Origin of the sequence: Pseudomonas sp. 3-2, assembly GCF_019710535.1 — a bacterium.
Classification (GTDB): domain Bacteria; phylum Pseudomonadota; class Gammaproteobacteria; order Pseudomonadales; family Pseudomonadaceae; genus Aquipseudomonas; species Aquipseudomonas pharyngis.
Genome location: NZ_CP081200.1, coordinates 1,029,546 through 1,045,845 on the forward strand (window position 1 = coordinate 1,029,546; position 16,300 = coordinate 1,045,845).

Below are 16,300 nucleotides of genomic sequence, written 5' to 3' on the forward strand. Positions count from 1 at the left end.
GCCGATCTGCCGCAATTCAGTCGCCAAGGTTATCGCTAACCGAGCCTTGAGCGCACCAACCGCAAGCAAAGGGTTGGCCTATTTTTTCAATACGTTGCGCGGCGTCCAGCACCCACGCCCGGGACTGCCAGGGCGGGAGGTGGCGCAGGTGCTGGGTGTGGCCGCAGGAGAGCTCGGCGACCCAGTGGCCGTCCTCGTCCTGATGGAATCCGCTGACGGTCACGGGCGCCAATCGATCCCGTCTGTCCGGGTTCTGTTCGCTTTCGGGCAAATCCTTGTTTAGACTTGTCCGTTCTTCATTCTTATGCAAAAGGTCTCGCCCCATGCTGATCGCCGCCAATAAGGCTGTCTCCATCGACTATACCCTGACCAACGACGCTGGTGAGGTCATCGACAGCTCCGCCGGCGGCGCTCCGCTGGTCTACCTGCATGGCGCAGGCAACATCATCCCGGGCCTGGAAAAAGCCCTGGAAGGTAAAGAAGTCGGCAACGAGCTGGACGTTTCCGTCGAGCCGGAAGATGCCTACGGCGAATACGCCGCTGAACTGGTCAGCACCCTGAGCCGCAGCATGTTCGAAGGCGTTGACGAGCTGGAAGTCGGCATGCAGTTCCACGCTTCGGCGCCGGACGGCCAGATGCAGATCGTCACCATTCGTGACCTGGACGGCGACGACGTCACTGTCGACGGCAACCACCCGCTGGCCGGTCAGCGCCTGAACTTCAAAGTGAAGGTCGTTGCCATCCGTGACGCCAGCCAGGAAGAAATCGCTCATGGTCACGTCCATGGCGAAGGTGGCCATCACCACTGATTTTCTGCGCTAAGCTTTCGAGTACTGGAGAGGCGCCCGAGGGCGCCTTTTTAGTCCGCGGCTGTCCTTGGTGGTCTCGCCAAGTGGCTGTTTCGAGTAGAAAACGGGAATCTGGAGTTCGTCATGAGTGCTTTTCACGACCTTAAGTTGACAGCCCTGGATGGCCAGGAGCTACCGCTGGCACCCTTCAAGGGCCAAGTCGTGCTGGTGGTCAACGTCGCCTCCAAATGCGGCTTGACCCCACAGTACGCGGCGCTGGAAAACCTTTATCAGCAATACAAAGGCAAAGGCTTCAGTGTGCTGGGCCTGCCGTGCAACCAGTTTGCCGGCCAGGAACCGGGCAGTGAGCAGGAGATCCAGGAATTCTGCAGCCTCAACTATGGCGTGAGTTTTCCGTTGTCGAAAAAGCTCGAAGTCAACGGTCACGACCGTCATCAGCTCTACCGTCTGCTGGCGGGCGAGGGCGCGGAGTTTCCCGGTGACATCACCTGGAATTTCGAGAAATTCCTGCTTGGAAAGGACGGCCGGGTACTGGCACGGTTCTCGCCACGCACGGCGCCGGATGATCCTTCGGTGATCACGGCGATTGAAAAAGCCCTGAGCTGAAACACAAAAATCGCAGCCCTCGAGCTGCGATTTTTTTCGCCTGCCTTTTGACCCTTAATCATTCAGATCAATAGTGCTATCGGTTGGTTGGAACTGCGCATATTATCGCCGTCATATGATTCGCATGACCGTCGATCAATTTTTCGTGGAGCCTCCCATGCCCGTGCAAGCCCTGTTCAAACCGTTCCAGCTCGGTGCCCTCGAACTGCCGACCCGCGTGGTCATGGCGCCCATGACCCGCTCGTTTTCTCCAGGCGGTGTGCCCAATTCCAAAGTGATCGAGTACTACCGTCGTCGTGCGGCGGCCGGTGTCGGCCTGATCATCACCGAAGGCACCACCGTCGGCCATCAGGCTTCCAACGGTTACCCGAACGTGCCGCACTTCTACGGTGAAGCCGCGCTGGCCGGTTGGAAAAAAGTCGTGGACGCGGTTCACGCCGAAGGCGGCAAGATCGTTCCGCAACTGTGGCACGTCGGCAATGTGCGCCGTCTGGGTACCGAACCGGACGCGAGCGTGCCGGGTTACGGCCCGTCGGAAAAACTCAAGGACGGTCAGGTCGTGGTGCACGGCATGACCAAACAGGACATTCAGGACGTGATCGCAGCCTTCGCCCAAGCGGCGAAAGATGCCCAGAGCATCGGCATGGACGGCGTGGAAATCCACGGCGCCCACGGTTACCTGATCGACCAGTTTTTCTGGGAAGGCAGCAACCAGCGCACCGACGAATACGGTGGCAGCCTGGCCAACCGTTCGCGTTTCGCCATCGAGCTGATTCAGGCCGTACGCGCAGCGGTGGGCGAAGGCTTCCCGATCATCTTCCGCTTCTCGCAGTGGAAACAGCAGGACTACACCGCGCGTCTGGTGCAAACCGCCGAAGCGCTGGGCGAATTCCTCAAGCCGCTGTCCGACGCCGGCGTGGACATTTTCCACTGCTCGACGCGCCGTTTCTGGGAGCCGGAATTCGACGGTTCCGACCTGAACCTGGCCGGCTGGACACGCAAGCTGACCGGCAAACCAACCATCACCGTCGGCAGCGTCGGCCTCGACGGCGAGTTCCTGCAGTTCATGGTCAACACCGACAAGGTCGCGCAACCGGCCAGTCTGGAAAAACTGCTGGAGCGACTGAACAACGATGAGTTTGATCTGGTGGCGGTGGGGCGTGCGCTGCTGGTGGATCCGGACTGGGCGCAAAAAGTGCGCGAAGGCCGCGAGCAGGACATTCTGCCGTTCAGCCGTGAGGCGTTGATGACGCTGGTTTGATCGTTGTGGGAGGCTTGTCGCGCAGGTCGCGGCAAGCCCCCAGCAAATGGTTTTCAAACTGTTCGACGATAGCCGCCCAACCCTGGCGGCTGGCGTGTTGGCGTGCATTCAGGCGCACGCAGCGCAACCTTTCGTCTTCTTCCAGCAGCCACGCTGCTGCCTCGCAGAACGCCTCTTCATCCCCGGGCATCGCCAGCACGCCGTTGTAGCCATGGCGAATATGCTGGGCCGCCGCGGCCTGGTCGTAAGCCACCACCCCCAGGCCTGAGGCCAGCGCTTCCAGCACGACGTTGCCAAAGGTTTCGGTCAGGCTCGGAAACAGAAACACATCCCCCGATGCGTAGTGCGCCGCCAGTGCTTCGCCACGTTGCGAGCCGCAGAAAATCGCCTCGGGCAGTTCCTTTTCCAATGCCATTCGTTGCGGCCCGTCGCCGATCACGATCAGCTTCAGATTACGTTGTGGGTAAGTGCCGGCGAGCTTTTCGAAACTGCGCTTGAGCAGACCGAGGTTCTTCTCCGGCGCCAAGCGTCCTACGTGAATGACCGCAATGTCCTGCTCGCCAAGACCCCATTGCTCACGCAAGGCATTCAGGCGCTTGGCTGGGTGAAACAACTGACTGTCGACACCCCGGGACAGTAGCGCGAGGCGTTCGAAGTGGCGACGCTCCAGCTCCAGGCGCTGGCTGACGCTCGGCACCAGGGTCAGGGCCGAACGATTGTGAAACCAGCGCAGATAGTGGGTGAGCACGCGGGTCAGCAAACCCAGCCCGTACTGGTGGGTGTATTGCTGGAAATTGGTGTGAAAGCCGCTGACCACGGCAATACCGAGTCGGCGTGCCGCGCGCAGTGCCGACAGCCCGAGCGGGCCTTCGGTGGCGATATAGAGCACGTCCGGGCGCTGGCGCGTCCAGCGTCGCAACAGTTTGTGCATCGACGACTGCCCCCATTGCAGCCCCGGATAACCCGGTAACGGCCAGCCTCGGCACAGCAGCAGCGAGTCATCTTCACTTCGCTGCGGATCGTCAGCCTGACGCGGTCGCACCAGTTCCACCCGATGCCCGCGTGCGCGCAATCCGTCGCACAGGCGGCCAAGGGTATTGGCCACGCCGTTGATTTCCGGTGGGAAGGTTTCGCTGATGAGGGTGATATGTAGAGCTGTCGTCATGGCCTCAGTGTCGGCTGAGGCCATGTCGTGGTTGTGACGTTCGGATGATGGATTTGTGACGTGGCCTCAGCGTTGCGTCACCAGATTCTCGGCCCCGCGCTCACGCACCCAGAACAGTGTCGCGCCAGCCACGGCCGCCGGCATCATCAGGATGTTCACCACCGGAATCAGCAGCACCAGATAGACGATCCCGCCAAAGCTCATGCTCTGCCAGCGCTTCTGGCGCAGCCAGGCGAGCATTTCGTTCCAGCCGAGTTTGTGGTTGTCCGCCGGGTAGTCGATGTACTGGATTGCCATCATCCACACCCCGAACAGCAACCACAGCGGCGCGGCGACGATGTTCACCACCGGGATGAACGAGAGAATGAACAGGCCGATGGCGCGGGGCAGGAAGTAACCGAGTTTGCGCATTTCCCGGGCGAGGGTGCGCGGGATCATGGCGATCAGTTCGCCCCAACTGAAGGCCGGGAAGTCGTCGGTGCCGCGCACCACCACTTCAACCTTTTCCGCGAGGAAACCGTTGAACGGTGCGGCGATCACGTTGGCGAGCATGGTGAAGGTGAAGAACACCATCAGCGCCACCAGCACCACGAACAGCGGCCACAGGATGTAGCTGAGGAAACTCAGCCATTCGGGCAGCGACGGCATCAGCGTGTCGACCCACAGGCTGAACTGGTGACCGGCCAGATAGATCAATCCGACGAACAGCACCAGATTGATGGCCAGCGGCAGCAGCACGAACAGGCGCAGGCCAGGGCTCAAGACCAGTTTGAGGCCCTCACGCAGGTATTGCGGGCCGGACAGAACAGGGGCGGGCATAAGGTGCTCCGAGCAAGGGAAAACGCGCCGACCTTACCGACTTTGCAGAACCTGTGAAAGCGCGGCAGCGGGATCGACATTCACTGTAACAAAGACGTCCATCTCGTCAGTGTGTCGGCATAGAGACCACCTATGAGCTGGATTGTTAAACCGTATTTCCTTAATCTTGCCCCCCTCGATACGCTGCACCCAACTTTTTACAGGACTGTCGAGCTCACGCCTTCCCCAAGGTTATCCACAGTCCTTTTTTATTCCCGCCGGCAGTCCGGCGTCCGGCCAGGTGTCTTGGTCGGTCAACAGGAGCAGGTTCATGTCTGAAGTCCGTCATTCGCGAGTGATCATCCTCGGTTCCGGCCCTGCCGGTTACAGCGCTGCCGTCTACGCTGCCCGCGCCAACCTCAAGCCGCTGCTGATCACCGGCATGCAGGCCGGCGGTCAACTGACCACCACCACCGAAGTCGACAACTGGCCGGGCGACGTCCACGGTCTGACCGGCCCGGTGCTGATGGAGCGCATGCGCGAGCACGCCGAGCGTTTTGAAACCGAGATCGTCTTCGATCACATCAACGCTGTGGACTTCGCTTCCAAGCCATACAGCCTGACCGGCGACAGCGGCACCTACACCTGCGATGCACTGATCATCGCCACCGGCGCCAGCGCCCGTTATCTGGGCCTGCCGTCGGAAGAAGCGTTCATGGGCAAAGGCGTTTCGGCCTGCGCGACCTGCGACGGTTTCTTCTATCGCAACAAGCCGGTGGCCGTGGTCGGTGGCGGCAACACTGCTGTGGAAGAAGCGCTTTACCTGGCGAACATCGCCAGCAAGGTCACCCTGATTCACCGTCGCGAAACCTTCCGCGCCGAGAAGATCCTGATCGACAAGCTCAACGCCCGTGTGGCCGAAGGCAAGATCGAGCTGAAGCTGAACGCGACCCTGGACGAAGTGCTGGGCGACAACATGGGCGTGACCGGTGCCCGTCTGAAGAACAACGACGGCAGCTTCGACGAAATCAAGGTCGACGGCGTGTTCATCGCGATCGGCCACACCCCGAACACCTCGTTGTTCGAAGGTCAGCTGGAGCTGAAGGACGGCTACCTCGTCGTTCAGGGCGGCCGTGAAGGCAACGCCACCGCGACCAGCGTCGAAGGCATCTTCGCTGCCGGCGACGTGGCCGACCACGTTTACCGTCAGGCCATCACCTCGGCCGGCGCCGGCTGCATGGCGGCACTGGACACCGAGCGTTACCTGGACGGTCTGCAGAACGCTTCGTTCTAAGAAAGCAGGCACCACGACAGTGATCGTTCCCACGCTCTGCGTGGGAATGCCTCATCTGGACGCTCTGCGTCCTTGGGACGCGGAATGTCCCCGGCTGCATTCCCACGCAGAGCGTGGGAACGATCTGACGAAAAAACCGGCCAATTGGCCGGTTTTTTCATGCCTGCGATTCGCGCGGAATCAGCGGCGGGTCAGCGGTTGCGCTTCGAACTTCACGCCCGCCAGACCGTGCTGGATCAGCGCACGGATATTGCCGTGATCGCTGCCTTCAGGCGTTGCCACGACCGAACGGTAGTGTTCGCCGAACGCCAGCAGTGCTTCTTCATCGCTCAAGCCTTCCAGCAGCGCCAGACCCAAAGTCTTGCACGAACCTTCGTTCTGCCCGGCCGCGTTTTCCACGCCACCATTGTTGAACGCCTGAGGCTGGTAGTCGTAACCGGCGGCGATGAAGGCCAGGGTGTCGGCAAAAATGTGTTCGCCGCTCTTGAGGTTGGCGCGCAGGGTGTTCAGATCACTCATGACTTACGACTCCTTCTCAACAGTTACATGTGATATTCACAAATATATTCAATAACTTACACATGGTAACTTTTTCGTGCCAGATGCGCGCCGGGTAATCGCACGGACGTGAAACTTATCCCTATGCCTTGCTGGCAAGCACGGTGTCGCGACAGCCATGTGCGCGATTGAGCTGCACATCGATGTGATCGAACCGGTTTCCAGACAGTAGCGCCACCAGAGAACTTGCGCTGAAGTTCTGCCCGCCCTCGGTCAGGATCTGTACATAGAGACTCATGAGCGCCGGCAGAATCGGCCCGGCCAGATCATCGTCCAACAAGGTTTCACTGACCGCCAGACATCCTCCTGGCCTGAGGTAATGGTGAGTATTGGCCAGCAGCTTGACCTGGTAATCATGACTCCAGTCCCCCAATACAGCGGAGATCAGCACCACATCGAAGTCAGCCTCGGTCAACGGCAGGCGATCGAAGATATCCCCTGACAGGCATGAAATTCGATCGCTCAATCCCTTGCGCTCGACTTCGGCGCGAGCGAAACGCGTGGCTTTTTCCAGATCAATCATTGTGATCTGCGCCTGAGGGATCGCCTGCGCAATTTCAATGGACACCTGCCCACCGCCGCCGCCCAGATCAAGTATGCGTAACGGGGTCGCAGAACCGACTCTCGCGTTCAGCGCATCGGCAATACGAGTCCCTGCGCCAGTGCTGAACGTGTTCATGGCCGTCATGAACACATTGAAGTCTTTCTCGCTTTTATCCAGCTCGGCATAGAACTCATTGGTATCGCCGTGCGCCGAGGACAGGTGCAGACGATCGGAGATCGGTTTGCCGCTTTTAAGCGACTCGGCAAGCTGACCGAACAACGGATAGACATGACGGCTGTGGTGCTCGACCGCCGAACACATATTGTTCTTACTATGGCGTGAGAGCAGTTTCTGCGCATCGCTTGAGTTGAAGAACTTTTCATCTCGCTGAATGATCAGTCCCACCGACAAACCGAAGGACACCAGTTTCTGGACTTGCGCCGCACTTAGCTGGCACGCGTCGGCCAATTCGCTGATTGCCGTTCCTGATGTCTCATCCAGATGACTGAACAGATTCACCTCGATACAACCGAATAACGAGGCAGACAGCATATAGCCATTAACCAAGGTGTGAACCAATGCTTCGGAACTTGGCAATTTACCGCGAAAATCAATCGTTCCCTGATTCTGCATATCTATGATCCCAGTATTGAGTTGATGTAAGCCAAAGTCTTGGCCGGTGCGTACTTGAAAGCGGCTCCTTCGCCGAAAGCCAATACATGTGTGTGGGCCGGCAATGCGGTTTGCGCCTCGGGTGGCAGTGAGGCGAAGGCGTCTGCCGAGCGGGTGGTTCGTACTTCGGAGAATGAAAGCGGCAAGGGTGCGAACCGCTGCAAATGTGCCAGGGCCTTGTTCAGATGAGCGTCGGCGCGGTCAGGCAGATGGTTTGGCGCAACGTCCCAATCCGGCTGAGGAACGCCAAATAGAATCTCGCCGCATGCGGTCGGACGAGCATGGAAGCCACTGTCGTGTTCGACCACAAAGGGCAGATGCGACAGGTTATGGCCTGCAAGCCGATGAACAGTGATGGTTCGATTGCGCACTACAGCCGGCAGTCCCAAGCGTTCGAGCAGGCTCGGCGTCCAGTAACCGGTGGCAAAGATCACCCCATGCGCCACGTAACGCCCCGCTTGCGTCAACAAGTGCCGTGCACCGGCACTTTGCTCCAGAGCCAGAACCGGATGGCCGAACCGGAAGGTCACCCCAAGTCGCTCACATGCTGAACGCAGTGCATGCCATGTGAGCAGGGGATCTCTGAAACCGGCGTGTTCATCTTCCACGGCGTAATCCACAGCCCCCCATTCGATATGCGGTCTGCGGGCCTGAAGTTGCGCACGTGAAAGAACCTGCAGGCCCCTCGGACTGGCCCCGTCCAGCAAAACCTCAGCTGCCGCACCGAAGCAGTAATAACTCGGGCAGGGACGGAAATCGCCAGCCAGGCCCAGTTCCGAGTAAAAACCGTGGCTTTCTACAACCTGGGCGCTGACAACAGGGTCAGGGTCGAAAAAACGTATCCCGGCCCCGGATGCAGTCGAAGCGTTTGTTACCTGGGACATCTGCTCGATGACACACACACGCAGCTTGCGTCGGGCCAGGTGCAGTGCGGTGCACAGACCAATGAGCCCGGCACCGACGACGAGCCAGTCGTAGTGGCTGGATACCTGGCGTGAGCTCATCAGCGACCCAGCTCGCCAATCACTTGCGGCATTATGCAGCCCAAGTGCAGACGCAGCAGCGCCACGGCTTCGGTCTCCAGGTACATGCTGGTGCGTCGCTCGCCGTGATCGGCCGAGTCCTCGAAGTCGTCGGCGGTCATCCGCTGGAAGCGGCTTACCACATCAAGCAGTTGCTTGACCGAGCTGGCGTACTGTTTGACGGCATAGCCGTTGGGTACACCAAGGGCGTTGCCCAAATGGATCTTGTGCCGATTGAAAAACGTGTCGTATTCCTGGTGCAACCGAGTCCAGGAACCGGGCTGGGGGACGACTCCCGCGAATTGCCCCTCAAGTCGCTGCCGATGAGTCGCGAACAACCGTGCCAGATCAGCCAGAGTGCTTTGACGAAAGCTTTCAAATTCACTGCGATCATAGTTTTCACGGTTGACGTCGGGTCTTTTCAGCGACAGGTAAAAGCGATACCAGTCAGCAACGGCCGGTGAGGTAAATACATCGTTGGCCCAGATCGCGTGGTTGCGACTGGTGGAGAATTTCAACTGATCCAACAGCAGAAACTCATTGACCACGAACGTCATCTTCAACGCCCGTACGCCCAGTGCGGCAAATAACTGTGGGTACAGATGGGCGTAATAGAACGAGTTGTCGAAACCCATCAGGTGAATGATTTCGAAGTCTGCGGCGTTCAAGCGTTCGATTGCCCGCCCGACATCACTGATTTCCTCGCCAAATACACTCTTGTAAATGGCGGCCAGGTAGCCGGCAGCCATTTCGATCCAGGCCAGATAGGATTGCCCCCTCAATTCCGGATGTTTTGATGGCACGCCCCATTCGCTGTGGAACGTCACCACATAATCTTCTTGCTTGAGCGCTTGTTGCTTGAGCAAGTACTTCTCGAGTTTAGGTGGCGCAGTGACCTGAAAACCGGCGTGTACAAAATCGGCAGCGCATCGGCCCAGATCCAGTACACCCTTTTTACCTTGCCGCAGCGTCGGCGCCGAACCGCACAGGTTGCAGGACACATCATGCAGGTTGTAGCTGTTATTGGGACTGCCGCAGTCTTCGCACACGCACCCGTTGGAGGGCGCCTGACAGGTGGGACAACCGCCCCGGGCAAAGGCGTCAAATACTTCGATCCGGCAATCGGCACACCATGCGATGTCCTGCGGTTTGATCTGCAGAATGTCTTTGGCCAGCAGGCGCTGAATAAAGTCGTGGACGAATTCGAGGTGAAAATGACTGTCGCAATCATGCACGTCGTCGTAATCGATACCGGCATTGTCAAAGGTGCTCAGGATCGATCGACTGAAATGTTCATAGACTTCGCGGGCAGGAACGTCCTGTTGCCGAGCCTTCAGGTCGACATAGGACTGATGCTTGTCCAGACCGACAATCAGGCTGGCCGGAGTGCCTTGACTCTGTAGATAGCGCTTGATGATATCGGCACAGATATAGGGCCCGGAAATATGCCCCAGGTGCAGATTGCCGTTAGGTGTCGGTGGCGGAGTAAACAGGATCTGGCGAGTGGTCCGGGGTTCGGGTTGTGATTCTGCGTCTTCCCACCAGATACTCATGAACTCGACTGGCGACTCAGGATGAGCCTCGATGTAGTGTTCGCTGAAAGGCTTGATGTAAATAACATCCCCGGCCGAGATATCGCTGCGAGTGTTGTCCTGAACAAACGCTCCATGACCGGATACGATGATGAACGTTTCATGTTCGTGATGCAGATGCGGTTGGCTTAGTGTCCCGGCTTCAACGGTGACACAGGCAGAACCGAAGGGTGTACGCAGCGACGGCTCAGGATAGAGACGCTTGATCAGTGCATTGTATTCATGACTGGATTTGAACTGTTGGTGCTTTCTGACGACTTCCATGCTTGTCTCCCCAACTTGCAAACTGCTAATCACCGGGCACACGAATCCCCGGATGCAGACTTGTGTCTGCACCCTTCATCCGTTCTTATTTTTTTAAATCGTTTCTAGCGAAAGTAACTCGTCGAAAGTCTGACGACGACGGATAACCCTGACCGAGTCGCCATCCAGGAGTAACTCCGGGATTAACGGTCGGGTGTTGTAACTGGATGACATGCTTGCACCGTAGGCGCCGCAATCATGGAAAACCAGCAAGTCATCCACCTGTAGATCCGGCAGCAATTGGTGATCGATTTCGCCGTTGCTCTGCTGAGTGAATACATCCCCAGCCTCGCACAACGAACCCGCCACCACGGTATTGCGCCACGTCCCCCGATCCAGCACCGGGATTTTCTGAATGGCAGTGATCTGGTGAAAACTGCCATACATGGCTGGCCGCATCAGATCGTTGAAGCCGGAGTTCACCAGCACGAAATGATTTGGCCCGACATCCTTCTTAGCTCTGACCTGAGTGACCAGGCACCCGGATTCAGCGACCAGAAGGCGCCCTGGTTCGATCTCCAGCGTCACCGAATGCCCGAGATGTGCTTCGATCTGGCGACGCGCCAGATCCCAGATCCGGAAGTACTCGTCGATGTCGATCTGCGGGTCATTGTCGCGATAGGCGATCGGCAATCCGCCCCCCGCCGAGATCGCCGAAATATCGAACGGGCAACGCAATACGTGCTCGACCATGCTTGCGCAGACACGTTGCAGATGCTCGTAATCGACGCCGGAGCCAATGTGCATGTGCAGACCCACCAACTCCAGGCCATAGGTTTCGATCAGTTGGTAGCATTCAGCCAGGTTTTCATGCCAGTTGCCGTGCTTGCTGCTTGGCCCCCCGGTATTGGTTTTGCGGCTATGGCCGTGACCGAATCCCGGGTTAATCCGCAACCAGACTTTATGCCCGGGACTTGCCTTGCCCAGTTGCTCCAGCATTTGCGGTGAGCCGGCGTTGACCGGAATGTTCAGTTCGATCACCCGCTCCAGCGTCGCTTCGTCCAGGACATCACAGGTGTAAACGATTTGGGCATGCCCTTCATCGTTGCGAAATCCGGCTCTGTGAGCGCGTTCAATTTCGCCCAGTGACACTGCGTCGACCATAGCGCCCAGACTTTTCATCAACTTGAGTATTTGAAGGTTCGGATTGGCTTTCTGTGCATAGCGAATCACGTCGAATGCGCGCAACTGTGCGGTCCGGCGTCGAATGGAATCGGCGTCATAGAGCCAGAACGGCGTACCGAACTCGTGCGCCAGTTGGTTGATCAGTGAATCGTTGAAGTTGTTCACAATGAGGTATCCGTTCAAGGAGTCGGAGGGTTGAGTTCGTACCAGACATAAGACTTTCGGGACGGTTCGAGCACATTCCATTCGCCCTTGTAACCGGCGGGAAAGACCAGTTGCATACCGGGTAAAAACATGACCTGGGAGCCATGCTCGTCTTCGATCATGATCCGCCCCTCCAGCAGGCTGGCGAATTCATGCCCGGTGAAATTCACCGTAAAACTGCCCACGCTGCATTCCCAGATCCCGACCGAGAACAAACGGTCAGCGCTCTCGAACTGTTTGTGAAAAGTTTGCACGGGACGACCCTGCGTGCACTTTTCAGGTGGTGTTGCGTACTCGATCAATTCCATGGCCGGATTGGCTAGCGAGCGAACGTGGCGATTGTCAAACATGCTTTTATCTCGCGAAGGCGTTGGCAGAGCCGGCTCAGTTTTGTTCGATTTCAAACAGGTCGGCTGAGAGCCTGGCGGTTTGAAACATGAAGTCGGGTGTGTCCTGATGCTCGATCGGCCAGAACCATTCCACATGCCCTTCCCGGGTTTCGAAGTTCTGTGCGTCCCGGTCGGAAAAATCTCCCACGCCTTTATAAAGGCTGAGTTCGTGCACACCCTCGGGCAGTGCAACGGGATTGATACGGGTGATTCTTCCAGGTGCCGCTTTCAGGAAAGCGACGGCCGCCGTTCCGCGATGCTTGATCAGGGGCATGTCGTCCCAGATATCGCAATAGCTCTTGGCATGCAGGGCATAAAGGTCGACACCCAGCGAGCGATAAACCAGGTCGATGATGCGGTCGCCTGCGGGCCGGGCACCGACCTCGATAATGAAAGGCACACCGTTGACGATCTTGATCTCGACGTGTGATACGCCACGTTCGATACCCAGCGCCCGACATGCCTTTTCGGCGGTTACGCACAAGGCGTGGTAGTCCGTCCCGGCATAGGGAACGATGTGACCCATTTCAGCAAAAAAAGGACGGGGCGACAGTTGCTTGTGGGTGACGGCCGCCGCCTTGCACTCTCCAGGTCTGCAATAAACTTCGACGGAGACTTCAAGCTCGCTGTCGAGAAAGGCTTCCAGATGAATCCGCTCAGGATCGATGTAAAGAATGTCCTTGTACTTGTGCAACAACTTCGCAGCGTCATCAATCGCCACCTGCAACTCCTGCGGGTTGCTCACCAGACGCACGCCGCCACTGCCACCAAAGACACTGGGTTTGAAAATGACCTTTTCCTGATCTTTGAAGATGTAACTGGCGACACTCTCATTGACGGCCAGGGTCGGCGCGACGTTCAGCCCGGCCCCGCTCAGCTCAGTCTTCATCAGTAACTTGTCGCGGCAGCGCAGAATGACCTCGTCACTGTGGAACGGTATTGCGTATTGTCTTGCTATCGCAGCGCCAGCCTCCAGAACGAAATCATTGACCGGAATGACCGCTGCCGGTGTGAGGCCGGTCTTGCGTTCGTAGTCTTTGACCGCCTCAAGCGCGCGCACCGGATCCAGCAGGTACGGGCTGACGATGTAGTCATCGGCCAGGCTGGCTGCCGGCCTGCGCCGCTGGGCCAGGACCTCGCCTGGATAGGCCAGCACCACAACGGCCATACCCAGCGCACGCGCGGTACACAACACGGCCCGCTCCCTCATGGGTAAGTCGGCGCCGATCAACAAGGCGTAGCGATTGGATAAGGTCATATCGAATCCTCAAACTTTTACGTAGTTAGGGTGCGGCCTTTATCAGGCGCTGGCAGATGCAGTGTTCGCTTGCCCTTTGGCGAAACGAGTCGCTGAGGTCTGCAGCAGGAGCGCGATGGACAACGTGATCATCAGGAACGGCACAAACCAGGCCGTTTCGATCATTGCCAGTTGCAGGCTAAGAATCAGCAACAACACCGGCGTAGCCAGCGCATTCGCTCTGCTGACACAAAGGCCGACGGCGGCCTCGCTGTAGCGATAGGCGATCGCAGCGCGGATATGCACCCGGGCGCCGCCAAACGCCATGCCTAGAATCAGCAGACTCAGGGCCTTGAGCACAAGTGTGTCAGGCACCAGGAACCACACCAGAGCGGCGGTGATGGCAAGTGCAATCAGGCCGGACAGGAAGACCAAGAGGTTACGGCCGGTATTGCCCAGAATGATCAGCACACCGATTAACGCCATGCCCATGCCGAATACGGCGTCCAGCACACCTAACTCAAACAGCGCCCAGCCATGGCTCGACACGTACACCGGAAGCATGAAATTGAATGCTCCGAGGATGGGCCAGATCAACACCATTGGAATGAACAGGGTCAGTGGAAGCTTCGCCGGCGCTGCCAGGGCACTGCCTTCCCGGGCTTCAATCACGGCGGCGCCGTTTCGGGTGTAGCAGACCACTGCGACGAGCAAGAAGCTGACGCCCAGAAGAATGGAAAACCCCATGCCGGTCAGAATCGGCATCAGTCCGGCCGCCAGCAACGGTCCAATCATCAGCGCCGCCTGGCTGGTGGCGGTGGTCGCACCGCTGATGCGTCTGACTGTCGCTACATCCATACCGCGCTGAACCTGGGTAAACCACATATCCAGGCTGGCCTCCAGCAACATGAATATCAGCCACACAAACAGATTGGTGATCAACAGCCCGACCGTGATATCACGACACACCCCGGCGACCAGGCTCAGACCTGCGAGACAGACCAGGAACCAACTACTCATCTGGCGTCCGTTCATTCGGGTCGACAGGCGTTTGATCATCATCGGAGTAACAAACGCCGGAATGAAGGAGCAGAAAATCGCGAGTGCCAGCGGCAAGTAGCCGCCTTCATCCTGATTGAGAATGGTCCATGTCAGGGAAACCAGCAGTGCACCGGAAAACAACCGGTAAACCGTGGAACAGATTAAAAAAACGATCAGCTCTCTGCGTGTTTTCATGTCGTCAATGCTCCCTGCAAGACTTCGTTATTCAGAGTGTTGACGATCTCCCCACCCACTTCATGGGACCGCCGTGAAATAACCGAAAGCAATGTATCGCTCAGGCCATGGGTATGTTCCGACATGCCCTGGATAAAAATGTTGGGTTTGAAGTTTTCATTCATCTGCAACGCGTAATGACGGCTCAAACGCGGCATGTGTGCAGGCTCTGCCCAATAAGACTTGAGGGAGTCCAGCAGCGCCAGGTTGTTCCGACGGCTGTAGCCGGTTGCGCAGATGACGACGTCCACTTCAAGTTCCTGATGCTCGCCGTCTAGCGTCGAGACCAATGTGACGGACAACGCATTATTGCGCTCGACTACCTCGGTGAGTCGTTTGAACTTGAGCATTCCGAAGCGATCGACGTTCTCGCCAATCGTGGCTTCGTATTCTTCGCGATAAAGGCTTTGAATAATTGCCAGATCGGCCACCGAATAGTTGGTGTCGAAGTGTTTTCGAATCAGTGCCTGGCGATTGTCCGGATCCAGATAATAAATCCGGTCGATCATTTCGTTATCAAATACTTCATTTACATATTCACTGTCATCGGCTTGCTTGAACCCGATACCACTGCTGGCCACTCGAACATCTGCATGACGATAATGGCCTATCAGGTGCTGATAGATCTCCGCCGCGCTCTGTCCGGAGCCCACGACCAGAAAACGATAGCGTTTGTTCTCGTCGTATTCAGGCAGTTTTTCCAGCAACTGCGAAGAGTGGAAGACATGGGGACTGGCGCACGCCACAGGCATTGCCGGTTCACCGCCAATTGCGATGGCGAGGTTTTGTGTCCTGACGACCTGTGTGTTGCCCGTCAGCGTGTCATTGACGGTTACATCAAGAGCTACGACTTGATCACCTTCTTTAACCGGTAAAACAGATTGAACCCATGATGAGTAACGCGTTACATGATTGAAGTGACCGGCGACCCAGCGCAGGTAATCATCAAATTCCTTGCGACTGGGATTGAAGTCTCGCAGGTTGGCGAAAGAACCCAGTCGGCGATGTTCATGCAAGTAGTTCACAAATGTGAAATGACTTTTTGGATTGCGCAAGAAACAAAGATCTTTCATGAAAGAAATTTGCATTTTGGCACTGGGTAGCATCATCGGATGGTGCCAGCCATGTTTGTTCTTGGCTTCAAAGAACATGATTTTTTTGCCTTCAGTCTCTTCTTTGTAATCTTCATAAAGCGAGACTGCCAAGCCAATATGCGAAGGACCAAAACCAACGCCAACCAAATCATGCATGTCCATAAGTTGACCCCTCACCTGGGTCGATTCCGGTTAATCCGTTGGTAAACCTGATCCGCCTCTTGCTCGCACGCGCCGGCTTCCGATGATCATGTCGGCACCGCTGAATAAGGGGCAGTTGATCTCGGATCTGAAGGGCGCAGTGGCAGAGGTTTATTTTGTCGGGCCATTGTAGTTATATGGCCACTACATT

General features: G+C 57.3%; 16 protein-coding genes. 4 read left to right on the plus strand and 12 right to left on the minus strand.

Features of this window, described 5'->3' with window-relative positions:
• Positions 1 to 16: 16 nt before the first annotated feature.
• Positions 17 to 325, minus strand: coding sequence for a DUF3565 domain-containing protein (locus K3819_RS04520; protein WP_085611462.1), 309 nt, complete (start codon positions 323 to 325; stop codon positions 17 to 19).
• Between K3819_RS04520 and K3819_RS04525 the strand changes: the two genes are divergently transcribed.
• The 3 genes from K3819_RS04525 to K3819_RS04535 all read left to right on the plus strand — a co-directional run bounded on the left by K3819_RS04525 (position 324) and on the right by K3819_RS04535 (position 2,676).
• On the plus strand, positions 324 to 809 hold the full coding sequence (locus K3819_RS04525; protein WP_007959084.1) for a peptidylprolyl isomerase: 486 nt from the start codon (positions 324 to 326) through the stop codon (positions 807 to 809). The two genes, K3819_RS04520 and K3819_RS04525, sit on opposite strands and share 2 nt — an antisense overlap.
• Before the next feature lie 123 nt (positions 810 to 932).
• Positions 933 to 1,415, plus strand: coding sequence for a glutathione peroxidase (locus K3819_RS04530; RefSeq protein WP_007959082.1), 483 nt, complete (start codon positions 933 to 935; stop codon positions 1,413 to 1,415).
• A 157-nt stretch (positions 1,416 to 1,572) separates the two neighbouring features.
• A complete protein-coding gene (locus K3819_RS04535) occupies positions 1,573 to 2,676 on the plus strand; it encodes an NADH:flavin oxidoreductase (RefSeq protein WP_064600676.1) in 1,104 nt (367 codons plus the stop codon).
• Here K3819_RS04535 and K3819_RS04540 read toward each other — a convergent pair.
• Both K3819_RS04540 and cysZ read right to left on the minus strand, forming a co-directional pair.
• Complete coding sequence (locus K3819_RS04540; RefSeq protein ID WP_085611347.1) at positions 2,645 to 3,865, minus strand: glycosyltransferase family 1 protein; 1,221 nt, start codon at positions 3,863 to 3,865, stop codon at positions 2,645 to 2,647. The genes K3819_RS04535 and K3819_RS04540 overlap by 32 nt on opposite strands.
• 42 nt (positions 3,866 to 3,907) lie before the next feature.
• Entirely contained in the window at positions 3,908 to 4,660 is a 753-nt protein-coding gene (gene cysZ / locus K3819_RS04545; RefSeq protein ID WP_011332493.1) for a sulfate transporter CysZ, read from the minus strand.
• A gap of 310 nt (positions 4,661 to 4,970) precedes the next feature.
• On the opposite strand from cysZ, the gene trxB reads away from it, so the two are divergent.
• Entirely contained in the window at positions 4,971 to 5,933 is a 963-nt protein-coding gene (gene trxB / locus K3819_RS04550; RefSeq protein WP_039769336.1) for a thioredoxin-disulfide reductase, read from the plus strand.
• Positions 5,934 to 6,113: 180 nt separating this feature from the next.
• Here trxB and K3819_RS04555 read toward each other — a convergent pair whose 3' ends face one another.
• From K3819_RS04555 to K3819_RS04595, 9 genes are all read right to left on the minus strand, one after another.
• Positions 6,114 to 6,452 (minus strand): HopJ type III effector protein, encoded by a 339-nt coding sequence (locus K3819_RS04555; protein ID WP_221398718.1) that lies wholly within the window; start codon positions 6,450 to 6,452, stop codon positions 6,114 to 6,116.
• Between the two features lie 121 nt (positions 6,453 to 6,573).
• The gene (locus tag K3819_RS04560) at positions 6,574 to 7,668 is read right to left on the minus strand and encodes a methyltransferase (protein ID WP_221398719.1); all 1,095 of its coding nucleotides are present in this window, start codon (positions 7,666 to 7,668) and stop codon (positions 6,574 to 6,576) included.
• Positions 7,669 to 7,670: 2 nt separating this feature from the next.
• Entirely contained in the window at positions 7,671 to 8,711 is a 1,041-nt protein-coding gene (locus tag K3819_RS04565; protein WP_085611350.1) for an FAD-binding oxidoreductase, read from the minus strand.
• A complete protein-coding gene (locus tag K3819_RS04570) occupies positions 8,711 to 10,657 on the minus strand; it encodes a class I tRNA ligase family protein (protein WP_221398720.1) in 1,947 nt (648 codons plus the stop codon). Before K3819_RS04570 ends, K3819_RS04565 begins: the two co-directional genes overlap by 1 nt.
• A 21-nt stretch (positions 10,658 to 10,678) precedes the next feature.
• Complete coding sequence (gene lysA, locus K3819_RS04575) at positions 10,679 to 11,914, minus strand: diaminopimelate decarboxylase (RefSeq protein WP_256575337.1); 1,236 nt, start codon at positions 11,912 to 11,914, stop codon at positions 10,679 to 10,681.
• Between the two features lie 14 nt (positions 11,915 to 11,928).
• Entirely contained in the window at positions 11,929 to 12,303 is a 375-nt protein-coding gene (locus tag K3819_RS04580; RefSeq protein WP_221398721.1) for a cupin domain-containing protein, read from the minus strand.
• Between the two features lie 34 nt (positions 12,304 to 12,337).
• Complete coding sequence (locus tag K3819_RS04585; protein ID WP_221398722.1) at positions 12,338 to 13,510, minus strand: acetyl-CoA carboxylase biotin carboxylase subunit family protein; 1,173 nt, start codon at positions 13,508 to 13,510, stop codon at positions 12,338 to 12,340.
• A 132-nt stretch (positions 13,511 to 13,642) separates the two neighbouring features.
• Complete coding sequence (locus K3819_RS04590) at positions 13,643 to 14,815, minus strand: MFS transporter (RefSeq protein ID WP_221398723.1); 1,173 nt, start codon at positions 14,813 to 14,815, stop codon at positions 13,643 to 13,645.
• Positions 14,812 to 16,110: a SidA/IucD/PvdA family monooxygenase gene (locus K3819_RS04595; RefSeq protein WP_221398724.1), complete on the minus strand. Its 1,299-nt coding sequence runs from the start codon at positions 16,108 to 16,110 to the stop codon at positions 14,812 to 14,814. The genes K3819_RS04590 and K3819_RS04595 overlap by 4 nt, the downstream gene beginning before the upstream one ends.
• Between the last annotated feature and the right edge of the window lie 190 nt (positions 16,111 to 16,300).

Excerpts from the sequence above, each read along its gene's own strand:
- K3819_RS04525 (WP_007959084.1), top strand. The coding sequence starts at position 324 with ATGCTGATCGCCGCCAATAAGGCTGTCTCCATCGACTATACCCTGACC.
- K3819_RS04520 (WP_085611462.1), bottom strand. The coding sequence starts at position 325 with ATGGGGCGAGACCTTTTGCATAAGAATGAAGAACGGACAAGTCTAAAC.
- K3819_RS04530 (WP_007959082.1), top strand. The coding sequence starts at position 933 with ATGAGTGCTTTTCACGACCTTAAGTTGACAGCCCTGGATGGCCAGGAG.
- K3819_RS04535 (WP_064600676.1), top strand. The coding sequence starts at position 1,573 with ATGCCCGTGCAAGCCCTGTTCAAACCGTTCCAGCTCGGTGCCCTCGAA.
- K3819_RS04540 (WP_085611347.1), bottom strand. The coding sequence starts at position 3,865 with ATGGCCTCAGCCGACACTGAGGCCATGACGACAGCTCTACATATCACC.
- cysZ (WP_011332493.1), bottom strand. The coding sequence starts at position 4,660 with ATGCCCGCCCCTGTTCTGTCCGGCCCGCAATACCTGCGTGAGGGCCTC.
- trxB (WP_039769336.1), top strand. The coding sequence starts at position 4,971 with ATGTCTGAAGTCCGTCATTCGCGAGTGATCATCCTCGGTTCCGGCCCT.
- K3819_RS04555 (WP_221398718.1), bottom strand. The coding sequence starts at position 6,452 with ATGAGTGATCTGAACACCCTGCGCGCCAACCTCAAGAGCGGCGAACAC.
- K3819_RS04560 (WP_221398719.1), bottom strand. The coding sequence starts at position 7,668 with ATGCAGAATCAGGGAACGATTGATTTTCGCGGTAAATTGCCAAGTTCC.
- K3819_RS04565 (WP_085611350.1), bottom strand. The coding sequence starts at position 8,711 with ATGAGCTCACGCCAGGTATCCAGCCACTACGACTGGCTCGTCGTCGGT.
- K3819_RS04580 (WP_221398721.1), bottom strand. The coding sequence starts at position 12,303 with ATGTTTGACAATCGCCACGTTCGCTCGCTAGCCAATCCGGCCATGGAA.
- K3819_RS04585 (WP_221398722.1), bottom strand. The coding sequence starts at position 13,510 with ATGGCCGTTGTGGTGCTGGCCTATCCAGGCGAGGTCCTGGCCCAGCGG.
- K3819_RS04590 (WP_221398723.1), bottom strand. The coding sequence starts at position 14,815 with ATGAAAACACGCAGAGAGCTGATCGTTTTTTTAATCTGTTCCACGGTT.
- K3819_RS04595 (WP_221398724.1), bottom strand. The coding sequence starts at position 16,110 with ATGGACATGCATGATTTGGTTGGCGTTGGTTTTGGTCCTTCGCATATT.